Consider the following 17,044-nt stretch of genomic DNA (forward strand, 5'->3'; position numbering starts at 1 on the left):
CTCCCGAGTCTGCCATGGCTGTCCCGCCCCGATCAGGGCTTGCGGGCGACCATGATCAGGTTCGCACCCAGGCGCGACAGCCACGACAGCGGCAGGTGGGTCTCCGCGGCGTGGCTGATGCGCATCGACGCGCGCGGGGGGAGGAGGGGCCGCTTGGCGACCTGCAGGGGACCGACGCCGTGGCCGAGCAGGCCGACCTCGACCAGGCCGGCCCGGGCGGCGTAGCCCCGCAGCTTCGCCGCGGAGATGTACTGGCGCGGGTAGCCGGTCGGGGGCGGTCCGAGCACGCCCATCGCCACGCCGATCGGGTCGAGCGCGAACGCCAGCCGGTAGGGGTTCGGGCTGGTGACGACCACGTGCCCGCCGGGTCGCGTGACGCGGGCGAACTCCTCCACCGCCTCGCCGGGATCGGTGAGGTACTCGATCGCGCCGAGACCGGTCACCCAGTCGAACGTGTCCGCGTCGTAGGGCAGCGCCCGCATGTCGGCGGTGCGGATGTCCGCGGTCTCACCGGCCTCGGCGAACGTCTGCCGGGTTGCCTCGACCATGCCCTCGGACAGGTCGACCGCGCTGACCTCGTAGCCGCGGCGTCGGACCTCGAGCGCCATCTGCCCGGCGCCGCACCCGACGTCGAGGGCCCTGCCGGGCGCGTCCCCGACCGGGCCGACCTGGTCGATCGCCTCGAGGCAGCGCTGCATGCGCCGCTGGATGACGTGGTCGTGGAACGTCTGGCCGGAGTAGATGGTCTGCCACTGCCCGACGCGGCTGTCGTAGTTCTCGCGGACGCGAGCGACGTGGGCGTCGGGGTCTGCGCTGTGGTCGCGGATGCTCGTCACGGCCGTCACGCTACCCAGCCGGACCCGATCGAGCCGTGTCCGGCCGACCGCCCCGCACGGGGTCGCTGGTGCGCGGATCCGCCGACGGGGGCCAGCGGAGCCGCGCGAGGCCGGCGAAGACCAGCTCCGCAGCCAGCTCGAGCAGCCGGGTCATCGCGACCAGCATCAGCACCGGACCGGTCCCGAGGACGGGGGCCAGCACGACGGCGGTCACGCCCTCCCGCGGTCCCAGGCCGCCGGGGGCGAAGACCGCCAGCGCGCCGATGAGGTGGCCGAGGGCGAAGGCCCCGACGACACGGCCCAGCTCCGTCGGGTCGCCGCCCACGCCGACGTACAGGGCGACGAAGCCGGCCAGCCGGAGGGTGAAGTTCGCGGTGTAGACGAGGGTGAGCCGGGCGGTGTCGCGGTGGGTCACCTCCACGTCGGATGCTCGCGCGAGCGTCCCGACGCGCCGGAGGACCGGCAGGCGGCTCAGCCGCACGGTCAGGCCGAGGAACGCCTGGGGCGCCACCAGCGCGAGCGCGATCACGAGGCCGGGGGCCACGCCGAGCCACGCCGCCCAGCCGAGACCCGTCCCCGACAGCCACCACGGGATGGTGGCGACGGCCACGAGGCCGTTCAGGCAGGAGTACCAGACCACCTCGAGCAGCGTGGTGATCGCGCCGGCAGTAGGTCGCAGTCCGTGGCGGCGGGCGACGACGGCGCGGGACGCGACCTGGGCCATGCCCATCGCGTAGCGGGTCAACTGGCTCGACACCCAGACCCACCGCCCGCGCGGGCGGTCGAGGTGGCCGCCGCCCATCGCGACGAGTGCCAGCCAGGCGCGGACGAGCGTCTCGTTGGCGACCACGGAGGTCAGGACCGCCACGGCGATCGCCCAGGCGGCCGGCAGCCCGGTGTCGGCGGCGTCGACGGCCCCGAACCGGTCCCGCAGGACGAGGACGACGACCACGAGGACACCGATCGAGACGCCCCAGCGGAGCGCCACGACCACCGGTCGCGGCAGCCGGGGCAGTCGTGGGCGGCGCACCCGACCAATCGTAGGCGCCGGACCCGCCCCCACCCGCGCGATCGCGCCGTCAGCTCGTGCTGCCCAGCACCTGGTCGATGACGTCGAGCAGGGCCTCGGCGACGACCTCCGGCTCCCGCAGGGCGAGGAAGTGGTTGTGGGCCCGGAGGTCGAGGATCGGCCACCCCTCGACCATCGCGGTCGCGGCCGTCGGGGCGTAGCCGTCGCCCAGCAGGACCGCCGCCCGCCGGTGGGGCGGGGTGTCGACCGGCGGGATCGTCTCGCGCCAGTACTCCGCCGGCAGGGTCCGGATGCCGTCGAGCAGCCGGCGGCGGCGGGCGCCGTCGGGCACGAGCGCGGCCAGCTGCTCGTCGGTCCAGTCGGGGACGCGCTCGCCTGCGGTCAGCAGGGCGTCGAGCTCGCGGGCCACCTCCGGGTCCTCGCCGCCGAGCTGGGCCAGGCGGCTCGCGCCGTCCGGGGGGAGGCCGGCGTCGGCGAACACGACGCCCTCCACGGTGTGGCCGGCGGCGTCGAGGGCGGCGACGAGGTGGTCCGCCAGCTGGCCGGCGCCGCTGTGGAGGACCAGGACGAGGGGGGACTGCCCGGCCTCGGCGTCGCCGACGGCTCGGACGACGGACGCGACGTGCGCCGGCCAGAACGGGCCGATCCAGGTGTCGTCCAACCGCGGCACGAGGACGTGGCAGGCGGCGGCCCGCAGGACCTCGGCGACCGGCGCCCACGTGTCCGGTCCGACGATCGGCGAGTGCACCAGGATCAGGCGCACCTCGGCGGCTGCGCCGGGGTGTGCCAGGTCGGGACGGGCGCTCACGCGGGCCGACGATAGCGGGCGTCCCCCGTCGGCACCCGGGACCTCAGCCCTGTCGGCGCAGGACCGCCCACGTGGCGGTGCCGTGCTGGCTCGACACGCCGCCCCAGCGTCCCGGCAGGGCGGCGGCGACCTGCTCAGCCGTCAGGTGGATCGGCGTGCCCGGTCCGCGTGACGACAGCCACACCAGCGCACCGCCGGGCCGGAGCACCCGGTCGAGCTCGGTGGGGAAGAGCAGCATGTTCATCAGCACCGCCGTCGCCACAGAGTGGTCGTCGAGGGGCAGGGCGGCCGCATCGGCCTGCAGCCGGGGGACGCCGTCGGCGGGTGACGCCGCCAGCATCCCCGAGCTGAGCTCGACGGCGGCCAGCGACGGCGCGCGCTCGGCGATCGTCGCGGACCCCCACCCGTCACCGGCGCCGAGCTCGAGCCACGGGCCGTCGGCGGGCAGCGGCCCACCGCGGTCGAGGGCGTCGGCCAGCGCCTCCAGACGGCCGGGGCCGTGGCGGGTGTGCCACTCGCCCGCGAGGCCGTCGAAGGTGCGCATCACCTGGCCGGGCAGCCCTCCGGACCAGGCCCCCACCTCCGCGGCGGCGGCGTGGGTGACCGCGCGCATCGGGTGGGACTCGGCGGCCGCGACGACGTCGGGGTCGACGGGCTGGGGGTCGATCGGGGGCAGGTGGGTCAACGAGGCGAGCGGCACCCCCCGAGTGTGCCGCCCCGGCCGGCCCGAGCCCGCACAGCCGGGCGCTACACCAGCCCGGTGCGCCGCCAGAGGGCCATGGCCGGTCCGGCCAGCAGCCCGAGCTCGGCGAAGATGCCCATCGGCCTGCGGGCCGCCCAGCGCAGCGTCTCGCGCCACACCGGGTTCGCGGCGGCGACGGCCTTGGCCTCCTCGACGTCGAGGCCGGCGGCGGCGTACCCGGCGGGGTGCATCAGCAGCTGGTTGACGACCAGCGGGATCAGGGGGAGGAGCAGCCGCGTGCGCTGCAGGTCCCAGCCGGAGAGCGCCTCGAGGTCCCGCGCCAGCTCGGCGTCCGCGTAGCGCATGTGCCGCGCCTCCTCCACCACGTGGATGTAGGCGACCTTCCGCGTGATCGGCTGGCAGCGCTCGTCGTTCATGCCCTCGCGCTGGATGGCGTCGAGGATCGCCTCGACGTAGTACGTCCCGGCGAAGGCGACCGCGTCGTTCGACACCGGCGTGGTCAGCAGCTCGCTCAGCCCCCGCACGCCAGACCCGGGGCCGTACGGCGGCGTCCCCAGCCAGGAGATCAGCTTCCCGAACATGGTGGAGTGCCGGCACTCGTCGGCGACCTCGGTCAGGCCGTACTGGAAGTGCTGGCTGCGGGGGTCGTGGGGACCCAGGTGGCGCAGCAGCATCCGCATCAGGATCATCTCGAAGAAGATCCCGCTCGCCGCCGTCGAGGCCAGCTGGTGGCGGGTCAGCTCCACCTTCTGGTCCTCGCCGAGTGACGCCCACAGGGCCGTGCCGTACAGCGGCGACCGCTCGGGCTGCATGTACCACAGGCCGTCGACGGGCTCGGCGTCCCAGTCGACGTCCACCAGCGGGTCGAAGCTGAGCTTCGCGCTCGACGCGAGCAGCCGCTCGGCGGTCTGCTCGCGGTCCTGGCGCCGGTGCCGGCCGTTGGTCTCGTACCCGGTCTCGCGGGTCGGCGGTGCGTCGATCGTCGTCACGACCATCCCTCCATCGATGGGTGAGCCATCATTATATGGCACATATGAGGATGGGGGATCATCCGGGAGGTGTCAACCGACCGCCCCGTCCGGAGGGCCGGTACGCTGCCCGGACCTGCCGGGACCCCGGCATCACCCAGGGAGGAGAGCGATCGATGGCCGACCCCGACCGGACGCGCGTGTTCGACGGCGTGGGCGTCGCCTTGGTCACGCTCTTCGACCACGACCAGTCCGTGGACGTCGCCGCCACCGCGGACCTGGCCGTCCGGCTGGTCGATGCGGGTGTGCGCGCGGTGCTGGTGGCGGGATCCACCGGCGAGGCGTCCGCCCTCGAGGCCCACGAGCGCCGGTCCCTGGTCGGCGCGGTCCGCCGCAGGGTGCCCGACGAGGTGCCCGTGATCGCCGGCACGGGCGCCCCCTCGGCCCGGCAGGCGGCCAGGCTGACCGCCGAGGCGTTCGACGCCGGGGCTGACGCCGCCCTGGTGCTGTCCCCGCCGCGCGCGGCCGATCCGCGCCCCTACTACGCGGCCGTCGCGGACGCGGTGGGGGAGGTCCCCCTGCTCGCCTACCACTTCCCCGTGGTCAGCGCGCCCGGCATCGCCGTCGACGTCCTCGGCGACCTGCCGGTCGTCGGGGTGAAGGACTCGAGCGGCGACCCGGGCCGGCTGCTCGAGGCGCTCACGACCTTCGACGGCGACCTGTACGTGGGGTCCTCCGCCATCCTGACCCAGGCCGGTGCGCTCGGTGCCACCGGCGCGATCCTGGCACTCGCCAACAGCCACCCGGAGGACTGCATCGCCGCGTTCGGCGGGGACCCCGCCGCGCAGCTGCGCCTGGCGCCCCACCACCTCGCCATGGCGCCCTTCCCCCGCGGGATCAAGGCCCAGGTGGCCAGCCGGTGGGGCACCGGCACGGTCGCCAGGCTCCACTGACGACGCCTCGCCGACCGGCCCGGAAGTCCGGGACCAAGGTCCCGAGCGGTCCATGACCATGGGCCTGACCACGGCGGGGGGTGCCGCCGATCATCTCCACTGACCCCGATCCAGTAGTCGAGCAGTAGGAGACCCGATGTCGAAGTACGGACCGGCCGGCGCCCTGTTGGCCGTCATGACCCTGGTGGCGCTGGTGCTGTCCGCGATGGCGTTCCAGGGCACCCGCGACGGCGACGGCGACGTGGCCATCGCCGAGGGCGAGGCGGCCGGCGAGGACGCCGCCGCACCCGACGCGGAGGCCCCCGCCGAGGGCGAGCAGGTCGCCGTGACCGACGGCGCCGCCTCGTCGGTCGACGTCGGCATGACCGAGTTCGCCTTCGACCCCGACGCCCTCACCGTCGGCGAGGGCGGCACGGTCAACGTCACCAACGACGGCTCGATCCCCCACAACCTCACCGTCAAGGGCTACGAGGAGCAGTACGCCACCGCCGACCTGAACGGCGGCGACAGCGCCGCGGTCGTGCTGGCCGGCCTCGCCCAGGGCGAGTACGACATCTACTGCACGATCGCCGGGCACGAGGCGGCCGGCATGAGCGGCACGCTCACCGTCGCCGCTCCCGGGACCGGTGACGGCACGGTCGTCGCCGACGACGCGGAGGGCGTGGGCGACGAGGTCGCCACCGACGACGGGGAGGAGCTGACCGGCATGGCACGCGCCGAGTGGCTGCGCGCCAACTACGAGGAGAGCGTCAGCCAGTTCCCGGCCGAGACGTCCGCCCTGGGCAGCCAGCCGATGGAGCCGACCGAGGTCCTCGGCGACGGCACCAAGGTCTTCGAGCTCGTGCTCGACGAGACCGAGTGGGAGGTGGCCCCCGGCGAGTTCGTGGAGGCCGTCGCCTACAACGGGCAGGTCCCCGGCCCCTGGATCTCCGTCGACGTCGGCGACGACGTCACCATCCGGCTGGTCAACGAGCTCGACGACGAGGCCACCACCCTCCACCCCCACGGCATCTTCATGCACCCCTTCGAGGTCGACGGGGTCGGCATGATCTCGATGGACCCGATCATGCCCGGCGACGTGTGGGAGGGGAGCTTCACCACCCAGGAGACCTCCGTCGGCATGTACCACGGCCACGACAACGGCGTCCACCAGGTGATCAACGGCGCGTTCGGCGCGTTCACCGTCGGCCAGGTCCCGCTGCCGGCGCAGGCCGACAACGTCGTCGCCGAGGAGGTCATGATCCTCAACGACGCCGGCGAGATCGGCCTGACCCTCAACGGCAAGTCGTTCCCGGCCACCACGCCCTACGTGCTGACCGAGGGCGAGCAGATGATCCTCCACTACTACAACGAGGGTCTGACCGCCCACCCGATGCACCTGCACAACAACGCGCAGATGGTCATCGCGAAGGACGGCTACCCGCTCGCGACCCCGATCGTCATGGACACCGTGAACGTCGCGCCCGGTGAGCGCTACACGGTCGTGATCTTCGCCGAGTCCCCCGGCACGTGGGTCTACCACTGCCACATCCTGTCCCACGTCGAGCGCGACGACGGATCGGTGTTCGGGATGTTCACCGCCCTGATCGTCGAGCCGAGCGACGACCCGGCCGTCAACGACGACCTGAGCCGCGAGCTCGGACGCGACCAGATCCCCACGTTCCCCGGCCAGGCCGCGACGTCCCCCGACGCCGCGACCGACCCAGACGCCGCTGCTGACGCCTAGCGCATCCGCCCGACCGACCGACGCCCCGACCGTGATCGACCGACCCCACCGCCCGGCGGCCCTGACCCTGCTGCTGGTGGTGTGGCTGGTCGTGGGCGGGGCGCCGGTCGCCGGCGCGTCCGGTCCCGACGACGTCGATCGGGACCACAAGATCGTCGCCACCGCCGGCGACCCGCGCACGACCGTCACCGTCGACGGCGTGTTCGGCGACGGCACGCGGGACGTGGTGATCACCCCGGAGGAGGGCCCCCGCACCGTCCTCGCCGACTCGGACGCCAGCGCCGCCGGCGCGACCCACGTCGAGGGCCGCCGCGGCGGACCCGGCGCGACCGAGGTGGTCGGGGCGTGGCGCAGCGGGGTCGGCACCGCGGGCATGGAGCCCTTCGCCGGCGCCGGCCGGGCGATGCTCGCCGGCGTCGCGCCCGACGGCGGCTGCGCGGTCGAGGGATCGCGACCAACCACCCTCGGCCCCTCCGACGGCGTCCCGCGCGTCCTGCTGCTCGACGTCGAGGACCCGGCGGATCCGCGGGTCGTGGCGGTGGTGGCCGCACCCGGCGCCGTGCCGGCCGTCGCGGTGCACCCGGACGGGACGTTCCTCTACGTGCCCGCGGGACCCGACGGCGCGACGCGCGGCAGCCTCGCCATCCACTCCCTGGCCGACCCCGCCAAGCCGTGGCCGCTCGGCCAGGTGCCGCTGTCGGCGGGCATCGCCGCGAGCGACGTCACCGTCGACCCGGTCGGCGCGTGGCTGTACGTCGCCGAGCAGACCCGCACCCAGATCCTCGACCTCTCCACCCCCGGTTCGCCGGCGCCGCTCGGGCGCATCGCCGACTACATGGTCCGCAACCACGAGCGCGTCGACGTGGAGACCGTCCTCCATCCGGGATTCGGCCGCCGCACGTTCCTCACCATCACCGCGCGGCTGGGCGGCGGCACGGGCTGCGCGACCGGCACGGCCTACGTCTACGACATCACCGACGACCTCCGCCGGGCGCCGCTGGTGATCGCCCAGTCCGACATCCCCCGCCTCCCCGACGAGCCCGTCGACCCCACGTCGGCGGACGGCTGCCCGACGGCCCGGATCCGCCTGGACGGCGACGCCCGCCGGCTCGAGGTCGTGTGGCGACTCGGCGCCCGGCACGCCGAGGACCCCACCGCCCGGCTGGTGGAGGGGGAGCGCCTGGTCCTGGTCGACTCCGTGCCCTACGACACGACGCCGTGGTTCCAGGCGTCCGCCGACACCTGCCTGCTGGTGGGCGTCGACGGCCGTCCGCTCGCGACGGCCTGATCGGCGCGCCGCCACCCACGCGCCCCCTCGCCCCGGCTACTCGTCGCGGTGCTCCACCAGGTACGCGGCGGCCTCGGCGCGCCGCGCGACGTGCAGCTTCGACAGGATCGTCGACACGTAGTTCTTGATCGTCTTCTCGGCCAGCCCCAGACGGTCGCCGATCTCGCGGTTCGTGGCCCCCTCGGCGATCGACTCGAGGATCCGGCGCTCCGTCGGCGTGAGCCGGGCCAACCGCGGGTCCGTCGAGCCGCTGCCGTGGCGGATCCGCTCGAGCACCGCCGCGGTCACGGCCGGGTCGAGGAGGGACTCCCCCTCGGCGACGCGTCGGATCGCGTCCAAGAGGTCCGAGCCGCGCACCTGCTTCAGCAGGTAGCCCGCCGCGCCGGCCATGATCGCGTCGAACAGCGCCTTGTCGTCGGAGAACGACGTCAGCATCAGCACGTGGGTCTCGGGGCGCTCGCTGCGGATCTCCCGGCACGCCTCGACCCCGGTGCCGTCCGGCAGGCGCACGTCCATGACGATGACGTCGGGGTGGTAGGAGCGGGCGCGCAGGACGGCCTCGGCGACGCTGCCGGCCTCGGCGACGACCGACATGTCGTCCTGGGAGTCCACCATCGCGGCGAGCCCCTGGCGGACGACCTCGTGGTCGTCGACCAGCATCAACCTGATCGTCGTGGTCTCGGCGTCGGTCACGGGAGCTCCTCCGTGGTCAGGGGCACCGCGAGCTGGACGGCCGTCCCCCGGTCGGGTTCTGAGGTGATGGACAGGTCCGCGCCGAGCAGCGCGGCCCGCTCGGCCATGTTGCCGAGGCCGTGGCCGGGCACCACGGTGTCGGCGTCGAAGCCGCGACCGTCGTCGAGGATCTCGAGGACCAGCACCTCGTGCTCGACCTCCGCCCGGACCCGCACCAGCTCGGGCGCGGCGTGCTTGGCCGCGTTCGACAGCGCCTCGCGGGCGATGTGGAGCACGTCCGGCACGACGTCGTCGGAGACGTGGAGGTCGAGCGACGAGCCGATCTCCGCGGACAGCGCCAGCTCGGCGTTGCGCTCGTACTCGTCGATGAGCTCCACGAGCCCCTTCTCGAGGCTGGTGTCGGACGTCTGCTCCGACCGGAGGGTGAAGATCGTCCCGCGGATCTCCTTGATGGTGGCGTCGAGCTGGTCGATCGTCTGGTCCACCCGCTGGGTGACGCGGTCCGGGTCTGAGCCGATCAGCGGCCGGACGCCCTCGAGCCCCATCCCGATGCTGAACAGCACCTGGATCACGCCGTCGTGCAGGTCGCGGCTGATCCGGTCGCGCTCGTCCTGCACCGCGATCGTCCGCCGGACCTCCGCGAGCTGCGCGGCGTTGATCGCCAACCCGGCGACGGCCGACAGGACCGTGACGACGTCGACGTCCCGCTCGTCGAACCCGCCCGCCTTCTCGGTCAGGTAGAGGTTGCCGTAGATCCGCCCGCCCGCGCGGACCGGCAACCCGAGGAAGGTGTGCATCGGCGGGTGGTTGGCGGGGAACCCCACGGAGGAGGGGTGGGTGCCGAGGTCCTCGGACACGATCAGCGACGGCCGGTGGATCAGCTCGCCCAGCACGCCCTTGCCGGTCGGGGGCGCCCCGATGGACCGCACGGTGGCCGGGTCCATCCCCTCGTGGATGAAGTGGACGATGCGCTCGCGGCCCTCGGCCAGGACGCCGAGCGCTCCGTAGCGCGCCCCGGTGGCCGCACGCGCGGCGGACACGATCTGGGGGAGGAGGCGGTCGAGCGTGATCTCGCCGCCGAGGGACTCCGCCACGGTCGCCAGCGCCGCGGCGATGCCCCCGGCGCGCTCCGCGCTCGACGCCGAGGCGTCCGGCGCGTCGGGCCCGTCGGGGTGTCGTGGGGTGGTCACGCCGCGGAGCGTAGAGCACCGCCGGGGCCGCGGCGATCACCCGCCGGCCCGTCGCGGCGCGCCCCCCCCCGGTGACGAGGGTCCCGGACGGCCCGGGACCCTCGGCCCTGCCGACGGACCCCCCGAGCGCCGAAGGTGTGGACATGAGCAGGCTCCTCGACACCACGATCCCGGTCGGCGGGGACGTCATCGACGTCGCCGAAGACCGCTTCACCGGCTCGCCGGACATCTGGCTGGCCGACGACGTGCGCCCCCACGGCGCGTCGTGGCAGGGCGAGGTCCGCGTCGGCCGACTCCGCCGTCCCGTGCACGTCGACGTCGGCGCACCCTGGCTGCGGGGCCAGACCGTCAGCCGCGCGATCGCCTGGACGCCGGTCCGCCGGGTCGAGGGCGACGGGACCGTCACCGACGGGCGGCTGCCGGCGTTCACGGGCCAGATCTCGCTGCGGCGAGATCCCACGGGCGCGGCATGGCTGCGCCTGGTCGGCACCTACGACCCCCCGGGCGGCGCGGTGGGCAACGCCCTCGACGCGCTGCTCCTGCACAAGGTCGCCGAGGTCACCGCCTCGCAGATGCTGGGCGACATCGAGGGCCGCCTGACCGCACCGGCCGACGAACCGGTCCTCGCCGCCCCGTAGACGGCCACCCGAGGGAGGTCCCGACCCATGACGTACATCTCACGGACCAAGCTGGTCGAGGTCGACGAGGACACGGCCTGGGCGCTGCTCCGGGACCACCAGTACGGCGTCGGCCGCATCGCCTTCGGCGGACCGCCGCCAGAGCTGCTCCCCGTCAACTACCTCCTCGACGGCCACGCCATCATCATCCAGACCGGCGAGGGCCAACTGCACGACACCGCGGAGCGGGCCGCGCAGGTGACGTTCGAGATCGACCACGTCCAGGCGGCCGGCTACGCCGAGCGGGCCAGCGGGTGGAGCGTCGTGGCCAAGGGACCGCTCACGGTCGTGGCCGACGGCTCGCTGAAGGCCTACCTGCGCCTGGGCCACCTCAAGCCGGCGCCGGGCGGTTTCAAGCCGTACTTCGTCCGCCTCGACGTCGACCGGATCACCGGCCGTCGCTTCTGACCGACCGGACCTGGTCGGGGGGGTGCTCGGCGACCTCGTCGGGGTCGTCGGCGGCGAAGCCCGCCAGCAGCGCGACCGCCTCGGCGCGGGACCGCAGCCCGAGCGTGCGGTAGACCCGCTCGAGGTGCTTGCGGACCGTGCCCTCGCTGATGCCGAGCCGCGCGGCGATCTCGGTGTTGCTGGCGCCGGTGCGCAGCGCCAGGAGCACCTCCGCCTGCCGGGGCCGGAGACCCAGCTGGCCGGCCAGGCCGACCGGGTCCAGCTCCGCCGCCCCCGTCGCGGCCCCCGTGGCGGACACCGTCGCGTGGCTCCGCGGCACCGGCGCGCCGAGCGCCGCGGCCGCCGCGCGGACGGTCCGCACGGCCACGGGCTCGTGGACCCCCGCCGCGTCCCGCAGCCCCATCGCGTCGTAGTCGGCGAACGCCCGGGCCGCGACCGCTGCCGCGTCAGGGGCCCCTGCCCGCCAGCGGGCGTAGGCGAGGAGCAGCAGGTGCCGCGGCCGGTCGAAGCGCTCGACGGCCAGGTCGACCAACACCTCGTGGCGGCGCTCCGCCTCCTCCGGATCCCCGTGCCGGGCCGCGTGCCCGAACGCGGCGGACTCGACGATGCGCGGGTCTTCGTCCCGCCGTGCCAGCGCCGCGTCCAGGCGCTCGGCGGCATCGGCCACCAACCCGGCGCGTGACAGCGCGTCGGCCATCTGGGACAGGAACAGCGGGCCCGTCGCCGTCGCCATGTACTCCCCGGCCAGGTGCTCGGCACGGCGGACCGCCGCCAGTGTCCGCATCGGCTGCTCCCGCATCGACTCGATCTGCGCCAGCGTCCACGCCGCGTAGGACGCCACCTGGTCGTCGTGGTACAGCTCGGCCAGGCGGGTGACGTCGGTCACCTCGGCCAGCGCCTCGTCGATCCGGCCGGACCACAGCAGCGCGTCGGCGCGGTTCACCCGCCAGGAGATGTAGCGGGCACCGGGCGCCTGCATCGCCTCGATCTCGTCGAAGGTCTCGAGCACCAGGTCGAGGCGGCCGCGCTCCAGGTGCACCAGCCAGGCGAGCTCGCGGAGGGCGAGCGCCCGCATCCGCGGCTCGCCCGCCCGCTCGAACGCCGCCGAGGCGCGGCGCAGGCCGTGCTCGGCCTGCTCGAGCCCCCCGTCGCCGTCACGCCGCAGCCCGAGGAGCGCGGCGCCGACCTCGAGCCGCGCCCGGGTGGAGGCGTCGGTGACGACCTCGAGGAGCTCCTCGGCCCGCGCGACGTCCGCCGGGTCGACGTCGGGTGAGAAGTACGCGAGGTCCCGCAGCCGCTCGGCCTCGAGGGCGTGGGCGGCCGCGGGCGCACTGGTCGCGAGCCGCGGGAGGGCGCCGTCGATGATCGCGGCGCGACGGGTGTACTCCGAGCGCATCGACAGCAGCCGCGCGAGCTGGACCTCGAGCCAGGGGTGGGCTCGACGGGCGGCATCGGGCAGCGACTCGATGGCGGCGACGGCGTCGGCGCTCGCCAGCTCCGCGAGGTCCGCCGCCGGGATCGCCGCCAGCACCGCCGCCGCGTCGTCGTCGAGTCCGGCCCGCCTGAGCAGCGCCGCCGCGTCGAGGTGGGCGCCGACGGCGGCGTAGGCGTCGGCCGACGCCCGGATCTGCGCCTCGTCCGGGCTGACGGCGAGGTGCTCGCGGACCGGGTCGGCCAGCACCCAGCGCCCTGCGGCCGGCAGCCGCCACCCGATCCCGGCGGCCGTCGCGCGGAGCACCGCGCCCTCCACCTCCAGGCGGCGGGCGATGCGGCGGTCGATCCACGGGAGGGCGGCGACCCAGGCCACGGTGCGGCGGTCATCGTCGTCGAGGGCTGCGACGATGCGGTCGACCAGGTCGGTCAGCACGACGTTCTGGTCGAGCAGCGACCGCGCCAGGCCGACCGGCGACGGGGCGGCGCGGAGCACCGCGCCGACCGCGTGCAGGGCGGTGATCCACCCTGACGTGGCGTCGCGCAGCCGGCCGGCGAGCGGGTCGGGCAGGTCGAGGTCGTAGCCGTCGGACAGCAGCCGCTCCGCCTCGTGGGCGCTGAAGGCGAGGTCCTCCTGGTCGAGGACCGCCCAGTCGGCGGCTGCCGGCGGCGCGTCGACGGGTGGGGTGCGGCCGACGGCGATCACCGCGTGCGGGGCCGGGACGGCCGCGAGCAGGGCCGCGATCGCCGGGCCGTGCGCCGGGTCGGTCTCCTCGAGCACCAGCAGGATCGGCATGCGGCGGCGCTCGAGCGCGCCGGCGATGGCCGCGCGGGTCCCCGGGCCGGGGTCGGCGAGCTCGTCGGTCAGCCGCTCCAGGCCGATGGGGGCGAGGATGGCCCGGGCGACGTCCTCGCCGCCACGGCGGCCTGCGAGGTCGACGGTGACCGTCTCACCGACGTGGGTGCGGGCCGCCTCGGCCACGAGCGCGGACTTGCCGTAGCCGCCCCCGGCCACCAGCACGGTCGCCCGCTGGGAGCGCAGCCGGCTGACCAGGCCGGGCCGCGGGACCAGGGGCTGCGCAGGTGCCGGGACGTCGGGGACCACCGGCTCCGAGCCTAGAGGACTGCGTGCACCTGGGGTCGTCCCGGCGCGGGGGCCGTGCTCACGGCCAGCACGACCTGCCACTCGCGGCGGCGGGGAGGAGGGGTCGCGGCCTGCACCGCGCGGTGCAGCACCGGGTGGGCGAAGCGCAGCCGGCTGTCGTCCAGGGCGACGAGGAGGCCGGCGGCGACGGCAGGGACGAGGTGGACCGGGTCGACCAGGTCCGCCAGGACCGTCAGGTCCACCTCCGCGCCGTGCGCCGCAGCGAGCTCGACCGCCATCCGCGGGCGGTCGCCGAGGTCGGCCAGGCGCCGTTGGACCGCGCGGTGCAGCGCACCGCACGCGTCATCGCCCAGCAGGTCCGCGGGGCGACGACCGGCCTGGCGCAGGTCGGCCGCCAGCTGGCTGATCCGCCCGACGTGGCCGCCGGTGACCGCGTGCACCACGTCGACGGCGGTGGCGGACACCCCGCAGACGCCGTGGGCGCCGAGCGCCGCGCGCACCGCAGGGGGGTCGAGGGGGTCGAGCTCCACCCGCAGCGGCGTGCGGCCCAGGGCCGGGAGCACCGCGCTGGCGGTCTGGGCGCACAGCAGCACCGCGTGCGCGGCGGGGAGCACGCGCCCGAGGATGCGGCTCGCCAGCGGGTTCAGCCGGTCGGCGTCGTCCACGACCACGAGCACGCCAGGGGTCTCCGCCAGACGCGTGCGCAGCTCCGTGACGAGCTGGTCGATCGATCCACCCCGTCCCGCCGCGCCGACGGCCGGGCCCGGCGCCAGCTGGACGATCAGCGACCGGACGCCGGCCAGGATGCCGTCGGCGTCGCGTGCCCCGTCGAGCGTGGCGACCGGGCCGGTCCAGCCGGCCCCCACGGCGCGCAGGACCGTCGACCGCCCGCTGCCCGCCACGCCGTGCACGAGGGCCGTGCCGCCCTGGGCGAGCCGTCGGCGCACGCGGTCCAGCACCTCGGCCCGCCCGGCGAGCGCGGATCCGGGGACCGCGGGGTGCGGTGGGTGGCTCGTGCGGCCCCGGTGGAGGCGTCGCCACAGCGCGCCCAGCCCCGGACCGGGGTCGAGGCAGTACTCGTTGACCAGGACGCGGTGGGCGCGGCGGAACGCCTCGACGGCCTCACCGCGACGACCGGCGTCGTCGAGCGCCAGCACCAGCAGCTCCCAGCGCCGCTCCCGCCCCGGGTCGTCCGCCACCAGCACCTGCAGCCGGGCGATGGCCTCGGCGTGCTGGCCGGTGCCCAGCAGCGCCTCGGCGTGCATCTCCGCGGCGTCGGCGACCAGCTCGGCGAGGTGGGCGCAGACCGCCCGGGCCGCGGGCAGGTCGGCGACGTCGGCGAAGAACCCGCGACCGTCGTGGGGGAGGGGGCGCAGCAGGCTCACCGCACGGGCGTGCTGGCCGGTGGCCCGCGCCTGACGGCCCGCCTCGACACGGGCGATGACCTCGGCGGCGTCCGTCACCGGGACGGGGTCGAGCCGGTAGCCGGCCCCGGTCCGGCGCACCTCGACGCCGGGCAGCTTCCGGCGCAGGTGCGACAGGTGGTTCTGCAGCGACTGGCGACCGGTGGCCGGCGGCCCGTCCGGCCACAGCGCCGCCATCAGCTCCTGGTCCGTCGCACCCCGGGCGGGCTGCACGGCCAGGGCCGTGAGGACCACCCGCTGGGCAGGTGTCAGGTCGATCACCGTCCCCGCGACCTCCACCGCCGTCGTGGGGTCGGTGCGCAAGCGCACCTCGTGGCTCGTGCCCATCTCGATCGTCCTCTCGTCCGCCTGCGGCACCCGCGCGCCGCGTCCTCCGCCTGCAGGGCGATCGAACCGCACCGGCAGCCCGGCGCGTACGCGGATGCGCGGACGGAGGGTTGCGGACCTCCTGCGGTTACCCATCCGTTAGCGGGTGTCGGCTGCAGGGCCGCCGGGCCCTCGGCTACGGTCACCGGTGTGCAGCAGAGCGGCGTGCAGCAGAGGATCGTGATCCTGGGGGGCGGACCGGGCGGGTACGAGGCCGCGCTGGTCGCCGCCGAGCAGGGCGCGGACGTGACCGTCATCTCGCGCGAGGGGTTGGGCGGCAACAGCGTCCTGTGGGACTGCGTCCCCTCGAAGGCGATGATCGTGTCCTCGGTCGCGATGGGGTCGATGGAGACCGCCGAGCGCCTCGGGGTCCACTTCGACGGCGAGGACGTCGCCGCGCACGCCGAGGCCGACATCGCCCAGGTCATGGACCGCGTCCGCGACCTGGGTCTGAGCCAGTCCGCCGACATCGAGACCAAGGTCGCGGCCGCCGGGGCGCGCATCGTCCGGGGCACCGGGCGGCTCGCCGGCGCCGACTGCGTCGAGGTCGAGACCGACGACGGCACCGTCGAGACGTTCACCGGGGATGCGATCCTGATCGCGACCGGGTCGAACCCGCGGATCCTGCCGATCTTCCGACCCGACGGCGAGCGGGTGTTCACCTCCCGCGAGCTGTTCGGGCTGCGCACCCGGCCCGAGCGCCTGGTCGTGGTCGGGTCCGGCGTCACCGGCGCGGAGTACGCACAGGCGTTCGCGAAGTTCGGCGTCGACGTCCACCTCGTCAGCTCCCGCGAGGTGATCCTGCCGTCGGAGGACCAGGACGCCGCGCGGGTCCTCGAGGGCGAGTTCGAGCGCTGGGGCATGACGATCCACCGCCAGCGGCGCGCCTACGACTCAGCGGTGGCCGACGACGGGGTGCGGGTCAAGATCGGCCGGCCCGACGGCAGCGACGAGGAGTGGATCGAGGCGAGCCACGTCCTGTGGTGCGTCGGACAGGTGCCCGCGTCCCGCCGCCTCGGTCTGGAGGCCGCCGGCGTGCGGATCGGCGACGCCGGGGCGATCGAGGTCGACGCGGTCAGCCGCACCAACGTCCGGACGATCTACGCGGCCGGGGACGTCACCGGCCGGATCATGCTGGCGTCGGTGGCGGCGATGCAGGGCCGCAACGCGATGTACCACGCCCTCGGCATGGCGGTCGCGCCGCTGCGCTGGGACGCGGTCGCCGCGTGCGTGTTCACCAGCCCGCAGGTCGCCACCGTCGGCATGAGCGAGGAGGACCTCGCCGACGCCCGCACGCCGGTGGACACCGTCATCCTCGACTTCGCCGGCAACCCGCGCGCGAAGATGGAGGAGGCGACCGTCGGGTTCGTCAAGATCCACGCGCTGAAGGGCTCCGGGACCGTCGTCGGCGCGCCGCTCGTCGCGCCCGGCGCGGGGG

General features: G+C 75.1%; 15 protein-coding genes. 6 read left to right on the top strand and 9 right to left on the bottom strand.

Going from position 1 to position 17,044, the window contains the following annotated elements; genetic code table 11:
• Positions 1 to 32 precede the first annotated feature (32 nt).
• From ACEQ2X_RS03365 to ACEQ2X_RS03385, 5 genes are read right to left on the bottom strand one after another with little or no spacing between them, the layout of a single operon-like run.
• On the bottom strand, positions 33 to 836 hold the full coding sequence (locus tag ACEQ2X_RS03365; RefSeq protein WP_370324358.1) for a class I SAM-dependent methyltransferase: 804 nt from the start codon (positions 834 to 836) through the stop codon (positions 33 to 35).
• A gap of 10 nt (positions 837 to 846) precedes the next feature.
• Entirely contained in the window at positions 847 to 1,866 is a 1,020-nt protein-coding gene (locus ACEQ2X_RS03370) for a hypothetical protein (protein ID WP_370324359.1), read from the bottom strand.
• Positions 1,867 to 1,915: 49 nt separating this feature from the next.
• The gene (locus ACEQ2X_RS03375; protein ID WP_370324360.1) at positions 1,916 to 2,674 is read right to left on the bottom strand and encodes an alpha/beta hydrolase; all 759 of its coding nucleotides are present in this window, start codon (positions 2,672 to 2,674) and stop codon (positions 1,916 to 1,918) included.
• Between the two features lie 43 nt (positions 2,675 to 2,717).
• Positions 2,718 to 3,374 (bottom strand): class I SAM-dependent methyltransferase, encoded by a 657-nt coding sequence (locus tag ACEQ2X_RS03380; RefSeq protein ID WP_370324361.1) that lies wholly within the window; start codon positions 3,372 to 3,374, stop codon positions 2,718 to 2,720.
• A gap of 47 nt (positions 3,375 to 3,421) precedes the next feature.
• Positions 3,422 to 4,366, bottom strand: coding sequence for a diiron oxygenase (locus ACEQ2X_RS03385; RefSeq protein WP_370324362.1), 945 nt, complete (start codon positions 4,364 to 4,366; stop codon positions 3,422 to 3,424).
• 155 nt (positions 4,367 to 4,521) lie between these two features.
• Here ACEQ2X_RS03385 and ACEQ2X_RS03390 point away from each other — a divergent pair, with 155 nt between their 5' ends.
• From ACEQ2X_RS03390 to ACEQ2X_RS03400, 3 genes are all read left to right on the top strand, one after another.
• The gene (locus ACEQ2X_RS03390) at positions 4,522 to 5,298 is read left to right on the top strand and encodes a dihydrodipicolinate synthase family protein (RefSeq protein WP_370324363.1); all 777 of its coding nucleotides are present in this window, start codon (positions 4,522 to 4,524) and stop codon (positions 5,296 to 5,298) included.
• 136 nt (positions 5,299 to 5,434) lie between these two features.
• A complete protein-coding gene (locus tag ACEQ2X_RS03395) occupies positions 5,435 to 7,024 on the top strand; it encodes a multicopper oxidase domain-containing protein (RefSeq protein ID WP_370324364.1) in 1,590 nt (529 codons plus the stop codon).
• 31 nt (positions 7,025 to 7,055) lie between these two features.
• Positions 7,056 to 8,312 carry a hypothetical protein gene (locus tag ACEQ2X_RS03400; RefSeq protein ID WP_370324365.1) on the top strand — a complete coding sequence of 419 codons (1,257 nt, stop codon included), beginning with the start codon at positions 7,056 to 7,058 and terminating at the stop codon, positions 8,310 to 8,312.
• A 36-nt stretch (positions 8,313 to 8,348) separates the two neighbouring features.
• Here the strand turns inward: ACEQ2X_RS03400 and ACEQ2X_RS03405 are convergent, their stop codons facing one another.
• Both ACEQ2X_RS03405 and ACEQ2X_RS03410 read right to left on the bottom strand, forming a co-directional pair.
• Positions 8,349 to 8,972 carry a response regulator gene (locus ACEQ2X_RS03405; protein WP_370324372.1) on the bottom strand — a complete coding sequence of 208 codons (624 nt, stop codon included), beginning with the start codon at positions 8,970 to 8,972 and terminating at the stop codon, positions 8,349 to 8,351.
• A gap of 29 nt (positions 8,973 to 9,001) precedes the next feature.
• A complete protein-coding gene (locus tag ACEQ2X_RS03410; protein WP_370324366.1) occupies positions 9,002 to 10,195 on the bottom strand; it encodes a GAF domain-containing sensor histidine kinase in 1,194 nt (397 codons plus the stop codon).
• Between the two features lie 143 nt (positions 10,196 to 10,338).
• Between ACEQ2X_RS03410 and ACEQ2X_RS03415 the strand changes: the two genes are divergently transcribed.
• On the top strand, positions 10,339 to 10,833 hold the full coding sequence (locus ACEQ2X_RS03415) for a hypothetical protein (protein ID WP_370324367.1): 495 nt from the start codon (positions 10,339 to 10,341) through the stop codon (positions 10,831 to 10,833).
• Between the two features lie 27 nt (positions 10,834 to 10,860).
• The gene (locus tag ACEQ2X_RS03420) at positions 10,861 to 11,280 is read left to right on the top strand and encodes a pyridoxamine 5'-phosphate oxidase family protein (protein ID WP_370324368.1); all 420 of its coding nucleotides are present in this window, start codon (positions 10,861 to 10,863) and stop codon (positions 11,278 to 11,280) included.
• On the opposite strand, the gene ACEQ2X_RS03425 is transcribed toward ACEQ2X_RS03420, so the two are convergent.
• A complete protein-coding gene (locus ACEQ2X_RS03425) occupies positions 11,261 to 13,816 on the bottom strand; it encodes a LuxR C-terminal-related transcriptional regulator (RefSeq protein ID WP_370324369.1) in 2,556 nt (851 codons plus the stop codon). The two genes, ACEQ2X_RS03420 and ACEQ2X_RS03425, sit on opposite strands and share 20 nt — an antisense overlap.
• Positions 13,817 to 13,827: 11 nt before the next feature.
• Positions 13,828 to 15,567 carry a BTAD domain-containing putative transcriptional regulator gene (locus ACEQ2X_RS03430; RefSeq protein WP_370324370.1) on the bottom strand — a complete coding sequence of 580 codons (1,740 nt, stop codon included), beginning with the start codon at positions 15,565 to 15,567 and terminating at the stop codon, positions 13,828 to 13,830.
• A 189-nt stretch (positions 15,568 to 15,756) separates the two neighbouring features.
• Between ACEQ2X_RS03430 and ACEQ2X_RS03435 the strand changes: the two genes are divergently transcribed.
• On the top strand, positions 15,757 to 17,044 hold a 1,288-nt coding region (locus ACEQ2X_RS03435), incomplete at its 3' end, for an NAD(P)H-quinone dehydrogenase (RefSeq protein WP_370324371.1).

Source organism: Euzebya sp. (assembly GCF_964222135.1).
Lineage (GTDB): Bacteria > Actinomycetota > Nitriliruptoria > Euzebyales > Euzebyaceae > Euzebya.